The organism is Streptomyces sp. NPDC055506, assembly GCF_053643595.1.
Genome location: NZ_JBSHKH010000112.1, coordinates 1 through 17,479, shown reverse-complemented (window position 1 = coordinate 17,479; position 17,479 = coordinate 1). Strand labels below are relative to the sequence as shown.

The 17,479-nt window shown below is 72.4% G+C and carries 15 protein-coding genes and 1 pseudogene; 7 read left to right on the top strand and 9 right to left on the bottom strand.

The genetic code is table 11. The features are described 5' to 3' along the window. Positions 1-18: 18 nt before the first annotated feature. Together ACWIF2_RS31330 and ACWIF2_RS31325 are read left to right on the top strand one after the other, a co-directional pair. Positions 19-732: a haloacid dehalogenase type II gene (locus ACWIF2_RS31330; protein WP_454364252.1), complete on the top strand. Its 714-nt coding sequence runs from the start codon at positions 19-21 to the stop codon at positions 730-732. A 38-nt stretch (positions 733-770) separates the two neighbouring features. Continuing rightward, a pseudogene (locus ACWIF2_RS31325) lies at positions 771-1,315 on the top strand (O-methyltransferase). Positions 1,316-1,391: 76 nt separating this feature from the next. On the opposite strand, the gene ACWIF2_RS31320 reads toward ACWIF2_RS31325, so the two are convergent. The 4 genes from ACWIF2_RS31320 to ACWIF2_RS31305 form a co-directional block, all read right to left on the bottom strand. Continuing rightward, a complete protein-coding gene (locus ACWIF2_RS31320; RefSeq protein WP_454364250.1) occupies positions 1,392-2,609 on the bottom strand; it encodes an MFS transporter in 1,218 nt (405 codons plus the stop codon). A gap of 96 nt (positions 2,610-2,705) precedes the next feature. Further along, positions 2,706-3,665: an endonuclease/exonuclease/phosphatase family protein gene (locus ACWIF2_RS31315; protein ID WP_454364272.1), complete on the bottom strand. Its 960-nt coding sequence runs from the start codon at positions 3,663-3,665 to the stop codon at positions 2,706-2,708. A gap of 268 nt (positions 3,666-3,933) precedes the next feature. Then, on the bottom strand, positions 3,934-4,584 hold the full coding sequence (locus ACWIF2_RS31310) for a TetR/AcrR family transcriptional regulator (RefSeq protein ID WP_454364248.1): 651 nt from the start codon (positions 4,582-4,584) through the stop codon (positions 3,934-3,936). 46 nt (positions 4,585-4,630) lie between these two features. After that, positions 4,631-6,232 (bottom strand): MFS transporter, encoded by a 1,602-nt coding sequence (locus ACWIF2_RS31305; RefSeq protein WP_454364247.1) that lies wholly within the window; start codon positions 6,230-6,232, stop codon positions 4,631-4,633. 201 nt (positions 6,233-6,433) lie between these two features. Between ACWIF2_RS31305 and panB the strand changes: the two genes are divergently transcribed. The 3 genes from panB to ACWIF2_RS31290 all read left to right on the top strand — a co-directional run bounded on the left by panB (position 6,434) and on the right by ACWIF2_RS31290 (position 9,254). Then, entirely contained in the window at positions 6,434-7,285 is an 852-nt protein-coding gene (gene panB / locus ACWIF2_RS31300; protein ID WP_454364245.1) for a 3-methyl-2-oxobutanoate hydroxymethyltransferase, read from the top strand. Between the two features lie 131 nt (positions 7,286-7,416). After that, complete coding sequence (locus ACWIF2_RS31295) at positions 7,417-8,436, top strand: ATP-binding cassette domain-containing protein (protein WP_454364243.1); 1,020 nt, start codon at positions 7,417-7,419, stop codon at positions 8,434-8,436. Next, positions 8,433-9,254, top strand: a complete 822-nt coding sequence (locus ACWIF2_RS31290; protein WP_454364242.1) for an ABC transporter permease — start codon at positions 8,433-8,435, stop codon at positions 9,252-9,254. Before ACWIF2_RS31295 ends, ACWIF2_RS31290 begins: the two co-directional genes overlap by 4 nt. Positions 9,255-9,272: 18 nt before the next feature. Here ACWIF2_RS31290 and ACWIF2_RS31285 read toward each other — a convergent pair whose 3' ends face one another. After that, complete coding sequence (locus ACWIF2_RS31285) at positions 9,273-12,554, bottom strand: BTAD domain-containing putative transcriptional regulator (RefSeq protein ID WP_454364270.1); 3,282 nt, start codon at positions 12,552-12,554, stop codon at positions 9,273-9,275. A gap of 62 nt (positions 12,555-12,616) precedes the next feature. Further along, positions 12,617-13,138 carry a DUF6578 domain-containing protein gene (locus ACWIF2_RS31280; RefSeq protein ID WP_454364240.1) on the bottom strand — a complete coding sequence of 174 codons (522 nt, stop codon included), beginning with the start codon at positions 13,136-13,138 and terminating at the stop codon, positions 12,617-12,619. Between the two features lie 105 nt (positions 13,139-13,243). Here ACWIF2_RS31280 and ACWIF2_RS31275 point away from each other — a divergent pair, with 105 nt between their 5' ends. Then, entirely contained in the window at positions 13,244-14,044 is an 801-nt protein-coding gene (locus ACWIF2_RS31275; protein ID WP_454364239.1) for a site-2 protease family protein, read from the top strand. 9 nt (positions 14,045-14,053) lie between these two features. Here ACWIF2_RS31275 and ACWIF2_RS31270 read toward each other — a convergent pair whose 3' ends face one another. The 3 genes from ACWIF2_RS31270 to ACWIF2_RS31260 form a co-directional block, all read right to left on the bottom strand. Next, a complete protein-coding gene (locus ACWIF2_RS31270) occupies positions 14,054-14,233 on the bottom strand; it encodes a hypothetical protein (protein ID WP_454364237.1) in 180 nt (59 codons plus the stop codon). 65 nt (positions 14,234-14,298) lie between these two features. Further along, positions 14,299-15,018: an NADPH-dependent F420 reductase gene (gene npdG, locus ACWIF2_RS31265; protein ID WP_454364235.1), complete on the bottom strand. Its 720-nt coding sequence runs from the start codon at positions 15,016-15,018 to the stop codon at positions 14,299-14,301. 38 nt (positions 15,019-15,056) lie between these two features. Beyond that, complete coding sequence (locus ACWIF2_RS31260; protein ID WP_454364233.1) at positions 15,057-16,130, bottom strand: sialidase family protein; 1,074 nt, start codon at positions 16,128-16,130, stop codon at positions 15,057-15,059. A 118-nt stretch (positions 16,131-16,248) separates the two neighbouring features. Here ACWIF2_RS31260 and ACWIF2_RS31255 point away from each other — a divergent pair, with 118 nt between their 5' ends. Next, a complete protein-coding gene (locus ACWIF2_RS31255; protein ID WP_454364232.1) occupies positions 16,249-16,851 on the top strand; it encodes a hypothetical protein in 603 nt (200 codons plus the stop codon). Positions 16,852-17,479: the final 628 nt, after the last annotated feature.

The window sequence follows — 17,479 nt, the reverse complement described above, 5'->3', positions numbered from 1 at the left end:
GTGAGCGCAGGAGGCCTTATGAGGGGGATCCGCGATATCGAGGTCGTCGTCTTCGATGTCCTCGGAACGCTCGTCGATGAGTCCAGTGGGCTTCGGGCGGCCATGCGCGAAGCGGCCCCCGCAGCCGACGAGGCGGCCGTCCACGAATGGGTCAGCCTGTGGCAGCAGCACTGCGAGCATGAGCAGCGGCGCATCGAGCAGGGGCACCGCCCGTATGCCAACACCGAGATCATCGACGCGGAGGCCGCCCGGCTCGTCGCCGAGCGGGCCGGGATCACCGATCCGGCTGCCGTCGCCCGGCTGGCCACGGCGGGGCAGCGCCTGCCCCCGTGGGACGACTCCGTCGCCGGGCTGGAGCGGCTCGCGCAGCGGTCCCCCGTGGTCGGGCTCTCCAACGCCAGTCGCACCGCTCTGCTGCGACTCAACAGGCATGCGGAGCTGTGCTGGCATCAGGCCCTGTCCGCCGAGGCAGTCCACGCCTACAAGCCCGCACCGGAGGTCTACCGGCTCGCCGTCGACACCGCCGGATGCCCACCGGAGCGCGTCCTCATGGTGGCCACGCACGCCTGGGACCTGCGCGGAGCGCAGGCGGCTGGCATGCGGACCGCCTACGTCCGCCGGCCGGCCGGGGATCCGCCGACGCGCTCGGACGACTTCGACGGGCTGTTCGACGGACTCGATCAACTGGTCGGCGCGCTGACAGCGAGTCAGGTAGCGTCTGGCGCACCGTGAGGGGGCTGATCGTGGCAGATCGTGGGGTTCCGGACCGGGTGGGCGTCGCGGAGCGTCTCGCCGCCGAGGCCGGGTTCAAGAAGAGCTGCATCCCCGAGGTGGGCAGGCTGCTCCGCATGGCCGCCGCCTCGAAGCCGCACGGGGTCGTCGCCGAGAGCGGCACCGGCTCGGGCGTGAGACCGCCTGGCTGCACAGTGGGCTCGGGGCCGGTGCCCGTCTCGTCACCGTGGAGCGTGACGAGGAGCTGGCCCGGCGCGCGGCCGGTGTCTTCGCGGGCGACGACCGTGTGAGTGTGCTGACCGGGGACTGGCGGCTGCTCGAAGAACACGCCCCGTTCGACGTCTTCTTCTGCGACGGCGGGGGCAAGCGGGACCACCCCGGGCGGGTCGTCGAGTTGCTCGCTCCCGGTGGGATTCTCGTCCTGGACGACTTCACCCCGTCGGCCGACTGGCCGCCCAGGTTCGAGGGTCGGGTGGACGAGCTGCGGCTGTTCTACCTCACCCATCCGGGCCTCGACGCCACCGAGGTCCTCACCACGCCCACCAGTTCGGCGGTGGTCGCGGCGCGGCGCCAGACCCACTGACAAACACAGAGCGGCAGCCCGTGGGACCGACCCACGGACTGCCGCCCGAGTCATCGCGCCGGGGTAGCGGCAACGGTCAGTGGCGCACCGCTTCCGCCTCCTGCGGGACGTGGCTCGCCACGATCCGCTCGCGCCCGGCGGCCGGCGCCCGGCGCCGGTCCACCGTGTACGCCACCGCCGCCACGGCCAGGCCGAGGACGGCCAGGGCCGCGCCAGCCAGGGCCGGGGAGGTGACCCCGAAGCCCGCGGCCAGGGCGAGGCCGCCGATCCAGGCGCCGCCCGCGTTGGCCAGGTTGAAGGCGGCCTGGTTGGCGGAGGAGGCCAGGGACGGGGCCGAGGCGGCCTTCTCCATGACCATCAGCTGGAGCGGGGAGCCGGTGGCGAAGGCCGCCATACCGAGCAGGATCACGGCGACGGCCGCGGTCAGCTCCGTACGCATCAGCAGCGGGAAGAACGCCAGCACCACCACGAGGGAGGCCAGGCCGCCGAACAGCGTGCCCCGCAGGGAGTGGTCGGCGAGCCGGCCGCCGAGCAGGTTGCCGGCGGTCGCGCCGACGCCGAACAGCGCCAGCAGCAGGGTCACGCTGGCACCGGCGTAGCCGGCGGCGTCCGTGAGCATCGGCGTGATGTAGCTGTACGCCGAGAAGAGGGCGCCGAAGCCGGCGACCGTCGTACCGAGCGACAGCCAGACCGGGAGGGAGCGCAGGGCGGCGAGTTCGCCGCGCAGGCCCTTGGCGGTGGTGTGCTCGTGGTCGTGCGGGATCAGGAACGCGAGCGCGGCGATCGCCGCCAGGCCGATGGCGCTGACGCCGAGGAAGGTCGCCCTCCAGCCGAGGTTCTGGCCCATGAGGGTCGCCACGGGCACACCCGCGACGTTCGCCATCGTCAGACCGAGGAACATCAGGGAGACCGAGCGCGCCTTGCGCTCCGGGGCGACCATGTTCGTCGCGACGACGGCGCCCACACCGAAGAAGGCGCCGTGCGGCAGGCCGCTCAGGAAGCGGGCCGCCAGCAGCCAGCCGTTGTCGGGCGCGAGGGCCGACAGGGCGTTGCCCGCGACGAACAGTCCCATCAGGCTGATCAGGACCGTGCGGCGGGACATCCGGGCCGTGACCGCGGCCAGCAGGGGGGCGCCGATGACGACGCCCAGCGCGTACGCCGACACCAGATGGCCGGCGCTGGGTATCGAGATGTGCAGGTCGTCCGCGACATCGGGCAGCAGCCCCATCATCACGAACTCGGTGGTACCGATGCCGAAGGCGCCCACGGCGAGGGCGAGCAGGGCCAGGGGCATGAGGAAGCCTTTCGAGTCTTGCTGGGGATCCGTACTTTCGTATGTTCAAGTACGGAACAAAGTCTCTCAGGCCTGCTATTCCGCCTACGGCCCTACTCAGCCGTCTGTGGCGACCTTCACACGGGCGGCGATCGGCAGATGGTCACTGCCCGTCTCCGGCAGGGTCCAGGAGCTCTCCGGATCCAGGCCCCTGACCATGATCTGGTCGATGCGCGCCATCGGGAAGGACGCCGGCCAGCTGAACCCGAAGCCGTTGCCGGCCGCGCCCTGCGTGGAGCGCATCTGGGAGGTGACGGCGTTGAGCGCGCGGTCGTTCATGGTGCCGTTCAGGTCGCCGAGGAGCACGACGTTCCGCAGCGGCTCGTGGGAGATGGCCTCGCCCAGGAACTCCGCGCTCCTGTCGCGCTGCCGGGCCGTGAAGCCGGCCTCCACCTTCACGCGCACCGACGGCAGATGGGCGACGTAGACCGCGACCTGCCCGGAGGGGGCGGTCACGGTGGCGCGCATCGCCCGGGTCCAGCCCATGTCGATGTCGACGGCCCGCACACCGGTCAGCGGGTACTTGCTCCACACCCCGACCGTGCCCTCGACCGAGTGGTAGCGGTAGGTCGACGCCAGCGCCTTCTCGTATGTCGGGACGGCGGAGGCCGTCAGTTCCTCCAGGGCCAGTACGTCCGCGCCGGAGGCGGCCACGTCACGGGCGGTGCCTGCCGGGTCCGGGTTGTCGGCGTTGACGTTGTGCGTGGCCACGGTGAGGTCGCCGCCGGTGACGGTCTTGTCGCTGAGCTGGCCGCCGAAGAGGTTCAGCCAGACCAGCGACGGCAGCAGCAGCGCGACCAGCGCGGTCGCCGACTTGCGGATGACGGCGAGCAGGAGCAGCACCGGGACGAGGAGCCCCAGCCAGGGCAGGAACGTCTCGATGAGGCTGCCCAGATTGCCGATGGTGTTGGGGATGTGCGAGTGCACCAGCATGACCACGGCCAGCAGCACCGCGCTGAGGGCCACGAACAGACCGCGCCGCCACATCCTCGGGTCGCCCCGCCGGCCGCCGGTCATACGGTCGAACAGGCGGCGAAGCCGGTTTCCCCGGCGCTCGGGTCCCGAGCCGCCGCTGTCCGTCTCCGTCATGTACGCCTGCTGCGCCATACCGTCGCCTCACTGCCTGCCGTGCACACCATCGCCCCCGTGTCATTACGACCCTAGGGGATGATCCGTTCCGTTCCCGCCGTCCGTCGACGGCCGTACGGGGGCGAGGACGAACGAGTCCGCGCGGCGAGTTCCGGTCACCGCCTGTGAAAGCGCCCTCTGTGACGAAACGCGCACACTAGGACGGCCGCGGGACCGAACTGACGGACGGTGAGCCGCCGGGACGCAGCCCTTCGAGCAGCGTATCGACGACCTGTTCGGCGAGGCCCTCCGGCAGGTCGGCGTCCGGGTGCAGGACGGCGCGCAGGAGCAGCGGGCCGACGAACAGGTCGTTGAGCAGGTCGAGGTCGATGTCCGTGCGCAGTTCGCCGTTCTCCTGGCCGCGGCGCAGGACCTCGAGACCGCGCCGACGGCGCGGCTCGATGACGGTGGCGTGGTACGCCGCCCAGATCTTCGGGCTGCTCTTCATCTGAGCCTGCGCGTTGTGCAGGATCGCCGAAGAGCGGCTGGCCAGGCCCCGCCGCCGAACCTGTTCCAGCAGGACCACGAGGTCGTCCCGCATGGAGGTGCCGGGGAGCGGCGGGTCGGGGAGTTCGGCGGCGCGCAGGACGTCGACGAAGAGTTCGTCCTTGCCGCTCCAACGGCGGTAGATGGTGGCCTTGCCGACGCCGGCGGTGCGGGCGACGCGCTCGATGGACAGCTCCGCGAGGGGCACGCCCTCCTCAAGGAGCCTCATCACGCCCTCGATGATGGCGCGTTCGACGGCCTCGCTTCTGGGGCGGCCCCTCGGGGGGCCGTCGTTCGGGGGGTGCCGTTCGGCGAGGCTCACGTCGCTCCGTCCTTCGCTGGCTGGGGAGATGCATTGTCGCGCAGGGTCACGACCGCGCGTCCGACAACTCCTTCTCCTCCTCCCCCTGCTCGGGTGCCGGGGGCTTCCCGGGCAGGAACAGCGCCACGACGACCGTGCCGATCAGGGCGACGCCCGCGCCCCACAGGGCGGTGATGTGCATCGCGTGCAGGAAGGCGTCGTAGGCGGGGGTGACGAGGGACTTGCCCTCGGGGCCGAGCTTGGCCGCGACGCCGAGCGTGGCCTCGATGGACTCGCCCGCGGTGTGGCGGAGGGCGGGCGGCAGCACGCCGAGCCTGTCGTCGATGCCGGTGCGGTACGCCGTGGACAGCACCGAGCCGAGGACGGCGATGCCGAGGGCGCCGCCGACCTGCCGGAAGGTGTTGCTGAGCGCGGAGGCCGAGCCGGCCTTCTCGCGGGGCAGGGCCTGCATGATGACGACGCTGACCGGGGTCATGATGTGCGCCATGCCGGTGCCCATGAGGAAGAAGATGACCTCCAGGATCCAGATGGGTGTGTCCGCGTCGAGGGTGGCGAAGGCGGCCAGCATCGCGGCGATGACCAGCATTCCGGCGGTCGTGGTGGCCTTGTTGCCGAAGCGGTCGACCAGCAGCCGGGCCCTCGGCGCGAAGATCATCTGGGCGGCGGCCAGCGGCAGCATCAGCAGGCCGGTCTGCAGCGGCGAGTAGCCGCGCACGCTCTGGGTGTAGAAGACCGAGAAGAAGGTCACGCCCATCAGGGCGAAGAACACCAGCGCGATGGCGGCGATGGCGGCCGAGAAGACCTTGTTCTTGAAGTACGTGACGTCGATGGACGGATGGTCGCTGCGCTTCTCGAACACCACGAAGGCGACGAGGACGGCGAGGCCGGCGCCGATCGTGGACAGCACGGTGGCGTCCGTGAAGTCGGCGAGCTGGCCGCCCTTGATGATGCCGTAGACGAGGAGGACCAGGCCGACGACGGAGAGCACGACTCCGACGGGGTCGACACGGCCCGGCTTCGGGTCGCGGGAGTCGGGCACCAGCCACAGCATCAGCGCGAGGGCGAGCAGCACGATCGGCACGTTGATGAGGAAGACCGAGCCCCACCAGAAGTGGTCGAGGAGCACGCCGCCGGTGATGGGCCCGATGGCGATGGCGAGGCCGACACCGCCGGCCCAGATGCCGATGGCCTTCGGCTGCTCCTCGCGCTCGAAGACGTTCATGAGGACGGCGAGGGTGGCGGGCATGACGAACGCGGCGCCCAGGCCCATCACGGCCCGGAAGGCGATCAGCTCCCCCGGCGAGCCGGAGAACGCGGCGAGCGCGGAGCCGATGCCGAAGACGGCGAGGCCGCCGAGCAGCACCTTCTTGCGGCCGAGCCGGTCGCCGAGCAGCCCGGCGGTGAACAGCAGGCCCGCGAAGACGAGGGTGTAGGCGTTGATCGCCCACTCCAGCTCGCTCTGCGTGGCACCCAGGCCGGTCGGGGCCGGGGTGGAGATCGTCTTGATGGCGACGTTCAGGATCGAGTTGTCGAGGACGACGATCAGCAGGCTGAGCATCAGCACACCGAGAATCGCCCAGCGGCGCCGGTGCACCGCTTCCGGTATCCGGGGGCCGGTGGGGGCGGCGCGGTCGGCAGGAGTAGTCATGCCGTCGAGCGTAGAACCATTTCGATACGAGACCGTCTCGTATTGGAATACCTTTACCGAGCTCTTACGCGCCCTGTGCTCGGGGCGCCGGGTCGGAACTCACAGGGGCTCCCCTAGCCCTGACTGGCACGAGGTGCCACCATGGACGTGGTCCGGGGACGCCGTCAGGGCGCCTCGAGATGACGTGTGAGGAGCCGTGCAATGACGCAGCTTTCGGCTGCCCGGAGCGCCAAGACGCTGTACGGGGGCAAGGGCACCCGCCGTATCACCGTGCGCGACATCGCCGCCGCCAAGGAGCGGGGCGAGAAGTGGCCCATGCTCACCGCCTACGACGCGATGACCGCGTCCGTCTTCGACGAGGCCGGCATCCCGGTCATGCTCGTCGGCGACTCGGCGGGCAACTGCCACCTGGGGTACGAGTCGACCGTGCCCGTCACCCTCGACGAGATGACCATGCTGTCGGCGGCGGTCGTACGGGGCACCTCGCGCGCCCTGATCGTCGGCGACCTGCCCTTCGGCTCCTACCAGGAGGGTCCGGTGCAGGCGCTGCGCTCGGCGACCCGGCTGGTGAAGGAGGCGGGCGTGCAGGCCGTGAAGCTGGAAGGGGGCGAGCGGTCGCACGAGCAGATCCGGCTGCTCGTCGAGTCCGGCATCCCGGTCATGGCGCACATCGGCCTGACCCCGCAGTCCGTCAACGCGATGGGCTACCGCGTGCAGGGGCGGGGCGAGGAGGCTGCCCAGCAGCTGCTGCGGGACGCGAAGGCCGTGCAGGACGCGGGCGCGTTCGCGGTGGTGCTGGAGCTAGTCCCGGCGGAACTGGCGGCCGAGGTGACGCGGGTGCTGCAGATTCCGACGGTGGGGATCGGGGCCGGCCCCGAGACCGACGCTCAGGTGCTGGTGTGGACCGACATGCTGGGTCTGACCGGCGGGCGCGTCCCCAAGTTCGTGAAGCAGTACGCCGACCTGCGTGAGGTCATGGGCAACGCGGTGAAGGCGTTCGCCGAGGACGTCGTCGGCGGAACGTTCCCGCAGGAGGAGCACTCCGTCCACTAGAGCCACAGCGGTACCACGGACGGCCCGCCGATCTTCCCCCAGTCGGCGGGCCGCTCCCGTGTCGGGGCCCGACACCGGTCTGTCGGTTGCTTGTCGGTGGTTTGTCGGTGGGCCCTGAGACCGTCTGTCTCATGACGCGAATCGACACACACGCCGGCGGCGCCGCGGTCACCGTGCGGGGGCTGGTGAAGCACTACGGAGAGACCAAGGCACTGGACGGGGTCGACCTGGACGTGCGGGAGGGCACCGTCATGGGGGTGCTCGGCCCGAACGGGGCCGGGAAGACGACCCTGGTGCGGATCCTGTCCACGCTGCTCGCCCCCGACACGGGCCGGGCCACCGTCGCCGGCTACGACGTCGTACGGCAGCCCCGGCAGCTGCGCCGGGTGATCGGGCTCACCGGGCAGTACGCCTCCGTGGACGAGAAGCTCTCGGGCTGGGAGAACCTGTACATGATCGGGCGGCTGCTCGATCTGCCGCGCAAGAGCGCCCGGGGCCGGGCCGACGAACTGCTGGAGCGCTTCTCGCTCACCGAGGCCGCCAAACGGCCCGCGGCGACGTACTCCGGAGGCATGCGGCGGCGGCTGGACCTGGCCGCTTCGATGATCGGCCGGCCGGCCGTGCTCTTCCTGGACGAGCCGACCACCGGGCTCGACCCGCGCACCCGCAACGAGGTGTGGGACGAGGTCAAGCGCATGGTCGGCGACGGCGTCACCGTGCTGCTCACCACGCAGTACATGGAGGAGGCCGAGCAGCTCGCCACGGAGCTGACGGTCGTCGACCGCGGGCAGGTCATCGCGGGCGGTGCCATCGAGGAGCTGAAGGCGAAGGTCGGCGGCCGTGCGCTGCGGATACGCCCGGCCGATCCGGAGCATCTGCGGCCGCTCGCCGCCGCGCTGGACGAGCTGGGGATCACCGGGCTCGCCACCACGACCGTGGACACCGACCGGGGCGACGTCCTCGTGCCGATCCTCAGCGACGAGCAGCTGACCGCCGTGGTCGGCGCCGTCACCTCGCGCGGCATCACGCTCTCCTCCATCACCACCGAACTGCCCAGCCTGGACGAGGTGTTCCTGTCCCTCACCGGCCACCGCGCCAGTGCCCCGCAGGACACCGTGCCCGCCGACGACCGTCAGGAGGTCGCCGTATGAGCGCCGCCACCGCACCCCTCCACGAAGGCGAGGCGGACGCCCGTATCTCGCCGCGCGCGCACCTGCGCCACACGGGGGCCCTGGTACGCCGCAATCTGCTGTGGATCCGCAAGGACCCGGAGTCGATGGCCGACGCGCTGCTGATGCCGGTCATCTTCACCCTGCTGTTCGTGTTCGTGTTCGGCGGCTCGATCGGGCAGGCGCTGGGCGGCGGACAGGACCAGTACGTGCAGTACGTGATCCCCGGCATGATCGCGATGATGAGCATGACGCTGTCCCAGGGCGTCGGCACCGGCTTCAGCCAGGACTTCAACTCCGGCGTCATGGACCGCTTCCGGTCCCTGCCGATCGGGCGGGGCTCGGTGCTCTTCGCGAAGATCTCGGTGGAGCTGCTGCGGATGCTGTTCGCGACCGCCGTGCTGATGATCGTCGCCGTCGCGGTCGGGTTCGAGATCACCAACTGGCTCGGTCTGCTCGCGACCATGGCCCTGTCCACCGCGTTCGCCTCGTCGATCATGTGGGTGTTCCTCACCCTGGGCGTGATCATGAAGAGCGCGCAGTCCGTGCAGGCGATGGGCTTCCTGGTGCTGTTCCCGCTCCAGTTCGGCTCGTCGATCTTCGCGCCGACGACCTCGATGCCGGGCTGGCTGCAGGCCTTCACCGACTACAACCCGCTGTCCACGCTGGCGGACGCCGCGCGCGGCCTGATGGTCGGCGGGCCGGTCGCGCACGATCTGTGGGTGACGCTCGGCTGGTCGGTCGCGATCACGGCGGTGATGGCGCCGATCGCGATCCACAAGTTCCGCACCAAGAGCTGACCGCGGGGCCGCCTCGTGTCAGACCAGGGCGGTGGCCTCCTCGGGGGAGAGGCCGCCGCCTTCCGCGTACGCGCTCTCGTAAGCGGCGTCGCCGAGCACCGCCCGGGCCCGCCGCTCCGCCTGCGCGTGCGCCTCGCGCTCCTGCCGGACGGCGACATGGCCGGGCGGCAGCAGGACACGGGCGGCACCGAGGCAGCGGGCCGCGTCCCGGGCGCGGTGCCCGCCGTCGAGGCCGGCCAGGGAACCGGCGGCGACGGCCAGGTACAGCGAGCGCATATGGGGCGCGATGGCCGTCGAGAGCGGGTCGCCGGCCCGCTCCAGAGCCCTGCGGATCCGGTCCAGGCACTCCTCGTGGCGCTCCTCCACGGAGTCCAGCCAGGCCTCCGCGCCCAGGATGAACGCGTCGAAGACGACGAAGTGGGCGATACGGAAGTCCTGGCGCAGCCGCCGCAGGTGCTCACGAGCCTCGGGGACGCGGCCCGTCATGCCGAGCCAGACGGCCAGGAACAGCCGGGCGGCGGGCATGGCCTCGCTGTGCGAGTCCTCGCGCTGTGCGATCACCTCGCGCAGCAGCCGCTCGCCGCGCTCGCCCTCGCCGGCCTCCAGCAGTGTGCTGCCCAGCCGGGCACCGAGGACGGCCGCCTGGGCGCGGGCGCCGACGCCTTCCGCGTGCGCGATGGCCGCCTCGTAGTCGGCGGCGGCCAGGTGGTAGTCGCCCCTGCGCTCATGGGCCTCGGCGCGTGCGGAGAGGGCTTCGGCGGTGCCCCAGGCGTCGCCGAGGCTCCGGTAGATCTCCAGCGACTCGTCGGCGTCCCGGGCGGCGTCACCCGCCCAGTCGGTGCGGTTGGCGAGGAAGTTGGCCCGCATCTGGAGACCGGAGGCCAGCTCCCACTCCAAGCCGGGGGTCTCCCGGCAGGTGCGGATGGCCGCTTCCATGATGACGCGCAGCCGGTCCATGTCGCCGGTCAGCATCACGGCGAAGAACCAGAGCAGGCCGGGGAGCCGGCAGTTCTGCGGGAGGCCGGGCTCGTAGGTCTGGGCGATGGTCCGCAGCTTCCGCTGGGCCTCGGGGCTCTGCCAGGCGTCCAGTTCGGTGTCCATACAGGCGAGATGGGCCAGGTGGACACCCCGCCGGGCCTCCAGAAGGACCTCGCCGGTCATCGGGGGCGGTGCGTCGGTGCAGCGCTGCCAGACGGCTACGGCGCGGCGGACGGGCTCGGTGAAGGGGTCGGGGCCGAGGGCCATGACCTCACGGCACCAGTTGCGGGCCTCGATGCGCAGGTCGCGCATCTGCCAGTACCAGACGAGGGACAGCGCCAGGCAGAGCGCCTCCTGCTCGTCGCGCAGGGCGACCGCGTGCCGCAGGGCGGTGCGCAGGTTCTCGTACTCCCGCTCGAGCCGGTGGATGGCGGCGAGCTGGCCGGGGCCGCGCAGCAACGGGTCGGTGACACGGGCGAGTTCACGGAAGTACGTCAGATGGGCGCGCTCCGCGGCGGCGCGCTGTCCGGCCTCGTCCAGCCGCTCGGCGGCGTACTCGGCGACGGTCTCCAGCAGCCGGTAGCGCATCTCGCCGTCGGCCGACTCGCCCGGCGGGGAGGCCACGACCAGGGAGCGGTCGACGAGCGAGCCGAGCGCCTCCAGGGCGACCGGCCCGCACACCGCCTCGGCGGCCGGGAGGTCGCAGCCGCCCGCGAACACCGACAGCCGCCGCAGGACGTCCCGTTCGTCCTCGTCGAGCAGATCCCAGGACCAGTCGACCACGGCCCTGAGGGTCTGCTGGCGGGGCAGGACGGTGCGGCTGCCGGAGGTGAGCAGGCGGAAGCGGTCGTCGAGCCGGTCGGCGATCTGGCGGGGTGTGAGCATCCGCAGCCGGGCGGCGGCGAGTTCGATGGCCAGGGGCAGGCCGTCGAGGCGCCGGCAGATCTCGGCGCACGCCTCGGGGTCGTCCTGGACGCGGAAGCCGGGCCGGGCCACCGCGCCCCGGTCGGCGAGCAGCCGCAGCGCGACCGGCTCGGGCAGCGGCTCCACGGGCCGCAGCAACTCCCCCGGCACCCCCAGGGGTTCACGGCTGGTGGCGAGCACGGTGAGCCCCGGGCAGCGCTCCAGCAGTTCCTCGGCGAGCCGTGCGGCGGCGTCGGCGACGTGCTCACAGTTGTCGAGGATCAGCAGCATGCCGGGGCGGGAGCAGTGCTCGGCGAGCCGCTCGACGGGGTCGTCGAGCCGGTCGGCGACGGCGGCCCGGATGCCCTCGGCGCCGGCGCCGTACAGCACGGTCTCGCGGGCGCCGACGGCGGTGAGCACGGCTTCCGGTACGGCGGCGGGGTCGTCGACCGGGGCGAGTTCGGCCAGCCAGACGCCGCCGGACATGGCGGGCCGTACGGTCTCGGCGGCCTCCTGCGACAGCCGTGTCTTGCCGGCCCCGCCGGGCCCGAGCAGGGTGACCAGCCGGGCGGTGCTGAGATCGCCGCGGATGGTCTCGATGTCGCTCTCACGGCCGATGAAGGAGGTGAGCCGGGCCCGCAGGTTGCCGACGGGCTGAGGCGCGGCGGCGGTCGCGGCTACGGGGCTGTCCCCCAGGCTCAGCAACTCCGCGTGCAGGGACCGCAGTTCGGGCCCCGGGTCGGCCCCCAGCCGGTCGGCGATCAGCCGCCGGACCTCCTCGTAGGCGTCCAGGGCCTCCGCCGTGCGGCCCGCGTCGCGCAGGGCGCGCAGGCGCAGGGTCTGGAGGGGTTCGTCCAGGGGGTGGCCGTCGCACAGGGCGGTCAGTTCCGGCAGGGACTGCCCGGCCTGGCCGAGGGCGAGGGCGGCGGTGTGGCGGGCGCGCAGGACGTCCAGGCGGCGGGTGTCCAGGCGGGCCGCCTCGGCGGTGCGGTCGGGGAGGTCGGCGAGGGCTGGGCCGCGCCACAGGGCGAGGGCGTCGTCGAGGATCACGGCGGCCTTGGCGGGGTCGCCGTCGGCCAGGGCCCGCAGTCCCTCGCCGGCCAGCCGCTCGAACCGGTGCAGATCGACGTCGTCGGGCGCGGCGGCCAGCCGGTACCCGCCCTCGGCGGAGGCGACCGCGTCCGCCCCGAGCGCCCGCCGCAACCGCCCGACCAGCGCCTGGAGCGCGGCCTGCCCGTCGGCGGGCGGGGCACCGTCCCACACCTCGTCGACGAGCAGCCCCACGGGCACGGTACGGCCGGCCCGCAGAGCGAGCACGGTCAGCAGCGCACGCAACCGCGCCCCGCCCACCGAAACGACCGTGCCGTCGGTGCGGAGCGCCTGCGTGGTGCCGAGGATGCGGTAGCGCACGGGGTCCATTGTCTCCGGTGGTACGAGCACGGGTCACACGGTTTCTACGGCGCGGCGGGCGGGGGCGACACTCAGCCGCGCTCCCCCGGTGCCTGGCTCAGCGACTCCAGGGTCACCACCACCCCCGACTCCCTCCGCCGGTGTCCCCGCTCCGCGGCATCGTCGGCGAACCACTTCGGGCACTGGTCGACCGCCCTCAGGCGCCGCTCGCCCGGGACCGGTTCCCAGGAGCGCGAGCCGGGTGGGGTCTCGGCGTAGCCCTGGGTGACCACGTGCACGGCCCGTACCCGCCCGGTGACCTGGGGCCAGGACGCGCCGTGCCGCTCGACGGAGAGCAGCCCGACCGACCTGATCCACCCCTGGGGCTCCCCGCCCAGTGCCACCGTGAGGCCCGTCTCCTCCCGCACCACCCGGACGCCGCCCACGTGCTCCACCGGCCCGGCGACCTCGGTGAGCTGGTCGTGCCAGCCGCCGCCGTACGCGTCGTCCGCGTCCAGGAGCAGCAGGGGCCAGTTCACCTCGTCCCCCACCGAGAACGGCGTGCCGCAGCACTCCATCTGCCAGTCCGCGTAGAACACGTGCCAGAGCCCCATGCCCCCACCCTCTCCGGAACCGACCGCCCCGCGCGAGACGTTTTCCCCGTGCGCCCGGTACGGTCGGGCAGTCCCATCGCGTGTCCGAAGAGTGCAGGGAGCCCCATGACCACCGCCACCAGCCGCCACAGCGAGCGGCGGATCAGTCCCGTGTTCGTCGGGATCATGGCCGTGACGGCGGTCACGGGCTGGGCGACCTGGACCGGTTTCGCGGAGCAGCCCGGCGTCGCCGTGTTCCTCTTCGTGACGGCGGCCTGGATCGTCTCCCTGTGTCTGCACGAGTACGCGCACGCGCGCACCGCCCTGCACAGCGGCGACATCTCGGTCGGCGCGAAGGGCTATCTCACGCTGAACCCGCTGAAGTACACGCACGCGCTGCTGAGCATCGTGCTCCCGGTGATCTTCGTGATCATGGGCGGGATCGGCCTGCCCGGCGGCGCGGTCTTCATCGAGCGGGGGCGCATCCAGGGGCGCTGGCGGCACAGTCTGATCTCGGCGGCGGGTCCGCTGACGAACGTGCTGTTCGCGATCGTGTGCACGGCCCCGTTCTGGCTGGACGCCCTGGACGGCGTGCCGAGCGATTTCCGGCTCGCGCTGGCCTTTCTCGCCCTGCTCCAGGTGACGGCCGCGCTGCTGAACTTCCTGCCGGTGCCGGGCCTGGACGGCTACGGCGTGATCGAGCCGTGGCTGTCGTACAAGATCCGGCGCCAGGTGGAGCCGTTCGCGCCGTTCGGCCTGCTGTTCGTGTTCGCGCTGCTGTGGCTGCCGGCGGTGAACGGCGTGTTCTTCGACGTGATCGACACGATTCTGAAGTCTCTGCAGATCAGCGACTTCGAGACGTACTGCGGTCAGGAGCTGTACCGCTTCTGGCAGGGCTCGAACGAGTTCTGCCAGGCGGCTCCGTGACGGAAGCGGTCAGTGCGTGACCGACTTCTGGGCCCTGGTGCGCCGCAGGTAGTACCAGGTCATGTTCGACGACAGTCCGGCGAGCAGCACCCAGACGATCCCCAGCCAGCTGCCCTGCACGAAGGAGACCACGGCGGCGGCCACGGAGAGGACGCAGACGATCGAGGCGTAGGTGGCGAGGCGGGGCATGGCGGTCGGCTCCTGTCGGGGGACACTGCTGGTGCCGTCCAGTGTCCCCCATCCGCCTCATCCGCTCACACGTCGGTGACGCGCAGCCCGGCGTGTGCCTTGTAGCGGCGGTTCACGGAGATCAGGTTCGCCACCAGCGACTCCACCTGGTGGGCGTTGCGCAGCCGCCCCGCGAAGATGCCGCGCATACCGGGGATACGGCCGGCCAGCGCCTGGACGATCTCGACGTCCGCCCGCACCTCGCCGAGCACCATCACATCGGTGTCGATCTCCTCGATCTCCGGGTCCTGGAGCAGCACGGCCGACAGGTGGTGGAAGGCGGCCGTGACCCGGGACTCCGGCAGCAGGGCGGCGGCCTGCTCGGCGGCGCTGCCCTCCTCGGGCTTGAGCGCGTAGGCGCCCTTCTTGTCGAAGCCGAGCGGGTTGACGCAGTCGACGACGAGCTTGCCGGCCAGTTCCTCGCGCAGGGATTCGAGGGTCTTGCCATGGCCGTCCCACGGCACGGCGACGATCACGATGTCGCTGCGACGCGCGGTCTCGGCGTTGTCGGCGCCCTCGACGCCGTGCCCGAGTTCCCCGGCCGCCGCCTGGGCGCGCTCGGCGGCCCGCGAGCCGATGATCACCTTCTGGCCGGCCCGGGCGAGCCGGTAGGCGAGGCCCTTGCCCTGGGGCCCGGTTCCGCCGAGCACACCGACGACGAGTCCGGAGACGTCGGGCAGGTCCCAGGGGTCCTTGGCGGGGGCCTTCTGGGCGTTGTCGGTGGCAGCACTGTCGGTAGAGGTCATGGCCCCGACTCTACGTCCGCGCCGGTACCCCGGGCGGTTCAGGTCAGCTCGGTCAGGGGCACCCGCCGGAAGGTGATCGTCTCGTAGGCGGAGAAGTCGCCGGTCTCGTACAACAGCCCCACGGTGTCCGGGTCGACGCGGACCAGATCGGAGTACGCGGCGGGCAGGCCGTCCACCGTGAACGCCGGGCGCCAGGTGGTGCCGCCGTCGGTGGAGGCGCGGATGGTCATCAGGGCACGGAAGCCCGGGTCGGCGGGGCCGGAGTAGAGGAGCACATCGGGGTCGCGGAGTTGCAGGACGCTCGCCTCGCAGACCGGGGCGGCGAGACCGGCCTGCGGGCGGAAGGGCTTCACCAGGGTCTGTCCGCCGTCCGCGGAGTGGGCGTCGGCGCGAGTGCCGGGCGAGGTGGAGTCGTTACGGGTGTTGAAGTAGACGCGGCCGTCGGGGAGTTCGGCGGCGGTGGTCTCGTTGGCGTTGATGTAGCCGTCGGTGTTGTCGTCGACGTACCCGATGCGCCAGGTCGCGCCGCGGTCGTCGCTGAGCAGGCAGTGGCCGCCGTTGTACTTGCCCTCGGTGCCGTTGTCCGTGCCGGTGGGCGGCAGGGAGTGGTTGGCGGGGACGACGATCCGGCCGGTGCTCAGCTGGATCGCGTGGCCGGGGGCGGTGGCGTACCAGCGCCACTGCGGCTTCTTCGTCTCCTGGGTGATCTCCTTCGGCGCCGACCAGGTGAGGCCCTCGTCGTCGCTGTGCCGCACCCAGACGCGGCGCCCGTCCGCCGCGCTGACCTTGCCGCGCCGGATGGCGTCCTCGGTGGCGAGGGCCGCGTTGCGGACGTGCACGAGCAGGACGCGGCCGGTGTCGAGGACGACGGGGGCCGGGTTGCCGGCGAGGGCGTCGCCGTTCTCCGCGGCGACCTGGAGCGGGCCCCAGGTGCGGCCGCCGTCCGTGGAGCGTTTGAGGACGACGTCGATGTGCCCGAAGTCGTCCCGGGAGCCGACCCGGCCCTCGCAGAAAGCGAGCAGGGTGCCGGTGCCGGTGGCGACGACGGCGGGGATCCGGAAGCTGGCGTATCCCTCGCGGCCGGCGCGGAAAGGGACGCTGGTCTCGGTCATCGGCGGGCTCCTCCGGTCGTTCGACAGCGGCACGCGTGACCGGTCCCTGTGCCCAAGCCGGGCGAATTCGTGGTGAATTCCACATCACGAGTGACCGGTCGGGGCAGGATGCGGTCGCATGGATGCCGTACGGGTCGCGCTGCTACGGGAAGTGCTCGCCGGGACCGAGTGGCTGGGCGCCACGCGGCGGTTCGCCGGGGCGCTGCGGGGTTCGGTGGTGTCGCACGGGGGCGGGCTGCTGCTCGTCGGCACGCCGGAGTACGAGCCGTGGCACCTGGCCGCGCACCTGGTGGACGAGGCCGCGTGGTCGGGCACCCCGGAGCTGGCCCCGACGCTGGTACGGCACGACGCGCGCCCCTGCGACCCGGCGCATCTCGCGGTCGGTCTGGGACGGCTGGAGGCGGCCCGGCGGGGCGAGACGCTCCTGGTGGTGTCTCCCGAGGGGCCTGCCGCGCCACTCCTTGAACGCGTGTCCGACGCCCGGCGCGCCGGAGCGACGGTCCTGGCCCTCGGCCCCGACGCGGGCGAACTGCCGGCGATGTCCCACGAGTCCCTGGCCGTCCCCGCCGGCTCGGAACTGGACCTGGACACGGTCCAGCACCTGGTCAGCGCGGCAGCCGGAGAGAACGCCCTCCCGGCCCCCCGGAGCCGCCGCCGCTTCCGGGACAGAGTGTCAAGACTGGCGGAACACCTGACGGCCCCGCCGCCGACGCGTTGGTGAGTCCGGCTCCGGGAGGGCGCGACGCGCGCGGGAGCGCGGGAGCCCCGCCCACCCGTTCCCACGCCCTCACGCAGGCGCGTCGGCGGCCGGGGGATGTCGCCTCGGGCGCGACACGCGCGGTCGGTCGGTCGCACCGGCCAATCCGCCGACCTGGCGCGGACGGCATCGCCGAGCACCGCCGGGGGTCCGGCGCCAAGCCGGTGTGTCGTTACGCCGGCGGCAAGGCACGGCGCACGCGGTCAGTCGTGCTGGCCCAGGTCGGCCACGCCGCGCCGTCCGCCCGCCGACCTGGCGCGGAGGGCACCGCCGGGCGCCACCCCGGGATCCGGCGCCAAGCAGGGGTGTCGCTACGCCGACGCCAAGGCACGACGCACGCGGCCGGTCGCGCCGACCGCGCCGCACCGGCCACCCGCCACCCGGCACGGACGGCATCGCCGAGCACCGCCCCGGGATCCGGCCCCAAGCCGGGGTGTCGTTACGCCGGCGTCAAAGCACGACGCAGACGGTCAGTCGCGCCACACCGGCCGCGCCGACCCGGCGTGAACGGCATCGCCGAGCGCCGCCCCGGATCCGGCGCCGAGCCGGTGTGTCGTGCGGCGGGCGCCGACCCGAACGGACGGCGTCCGTG

Excerpts from the sequence above, each read along its gene's own strand:
- ACWIF2_RS31330 (WP_454364252.1), top strand. The coding sequence starts at position 19 with ATGAGGGGGATCCGCGATATCGAGGTCGTCGTCTTCGATGTCCTCGGA.
- ACWIF2_RS31320 (WP_454364250.1), bottom strand. The coding sequence starts at position 2,609 with ATGCCCCTGGCCCTGCTCGCCCTCGCCGTGGGCGCCTTCGGCATCGGT.
- ACWIF2_RS31315 (WP_454364272.1), bottom strand. The coding sequence starts at position 3,665 with ATGACCGGCGGCCGGCGGGGCGACCCGAGGATGTGGCGGCGCGGTCTG.
- ACWIF2_RS31305 (WP_454364247.1), bottom strand. The coding sequence starts at position 6,232 with ATGACTACTCCTGCCGACCGCGCCGCCCCCACCGGCCCCCGGATACCG.
- panB (WP_454364245.1), top strand. The coding sequence starts at position 6,434 with ATGACGCAGCTTTCGGCTGCCCGGAGCGCCAAGACGCTGTACGGGGGC.
- ACWIF2_RS31295 (WP_454364243.1), top strand. The coding sequence starts at position 7,417 with ATGACGCGAATCGACACACACGCCGGCGGCGCCGCGGTCACCGTGCGG.
- ACWIF2_RS31290 (WP_454364242.1), top strand. The coding sequence starts at position 8,433 with ATGAGCGCCGCCACCGCACCCCTCCACGAAGGCGAGGCGGACGCCCGT.
- ACWIF2_RS31285 (WP_454364270.1), bottom strand. The coding sequence starts at position 12,554 with ATGGACCCCGTGCGCTACCGCATCCTCGGCACCACGCAGGCGCTCCGC.
- ACWIF2_RS31280 (WP_454364240.1), bottom strand. The coding sequence starts at position 13,138 with ATGGGGCTCTGGCACGTGTTCTACGCGGACTGGCAGATGGAGTGCTGC.
- ACWIF2_RS31275 (WP_454364239.1), top strand. The coding sequence starts at position 13,244 with ATGACCACCGCCACCAGCCGCCACAGCGAGCGGCGGATCAGTCCCGTG.
- ACWIF2_RS31270 (WP_454364237.1), bottom strand. The coding sequence starts at position 14,233 with ATGCCCCGCCTCGCCACCTACGCCTCGATCGTCTGCGTCCTCTCCGTG.
- npdG (WP_454364235.1), bottom strand. The coding sequence starts at position 15,018 with ATGACCTCTACCGACAGTGCTGCCACCGACAACGCCCAGAAGGCCCCC.
- ACWIF2_RS31260 (WP_454364233.1), bottom strand. The coding sequence starts at position 16,130 with ATGACCGAGACCAGCGTCCCTTTCCGCGCCGGCCGCGAGGGATACGCC.
- ACWIF2_RS31255 (WP_454364232.1), top strand. The coding sequence starts at position 16,249 with ATGGATGCCGTACGGGTCGCGCTGCTACGGGAAGTGCTCGCCGGGACC.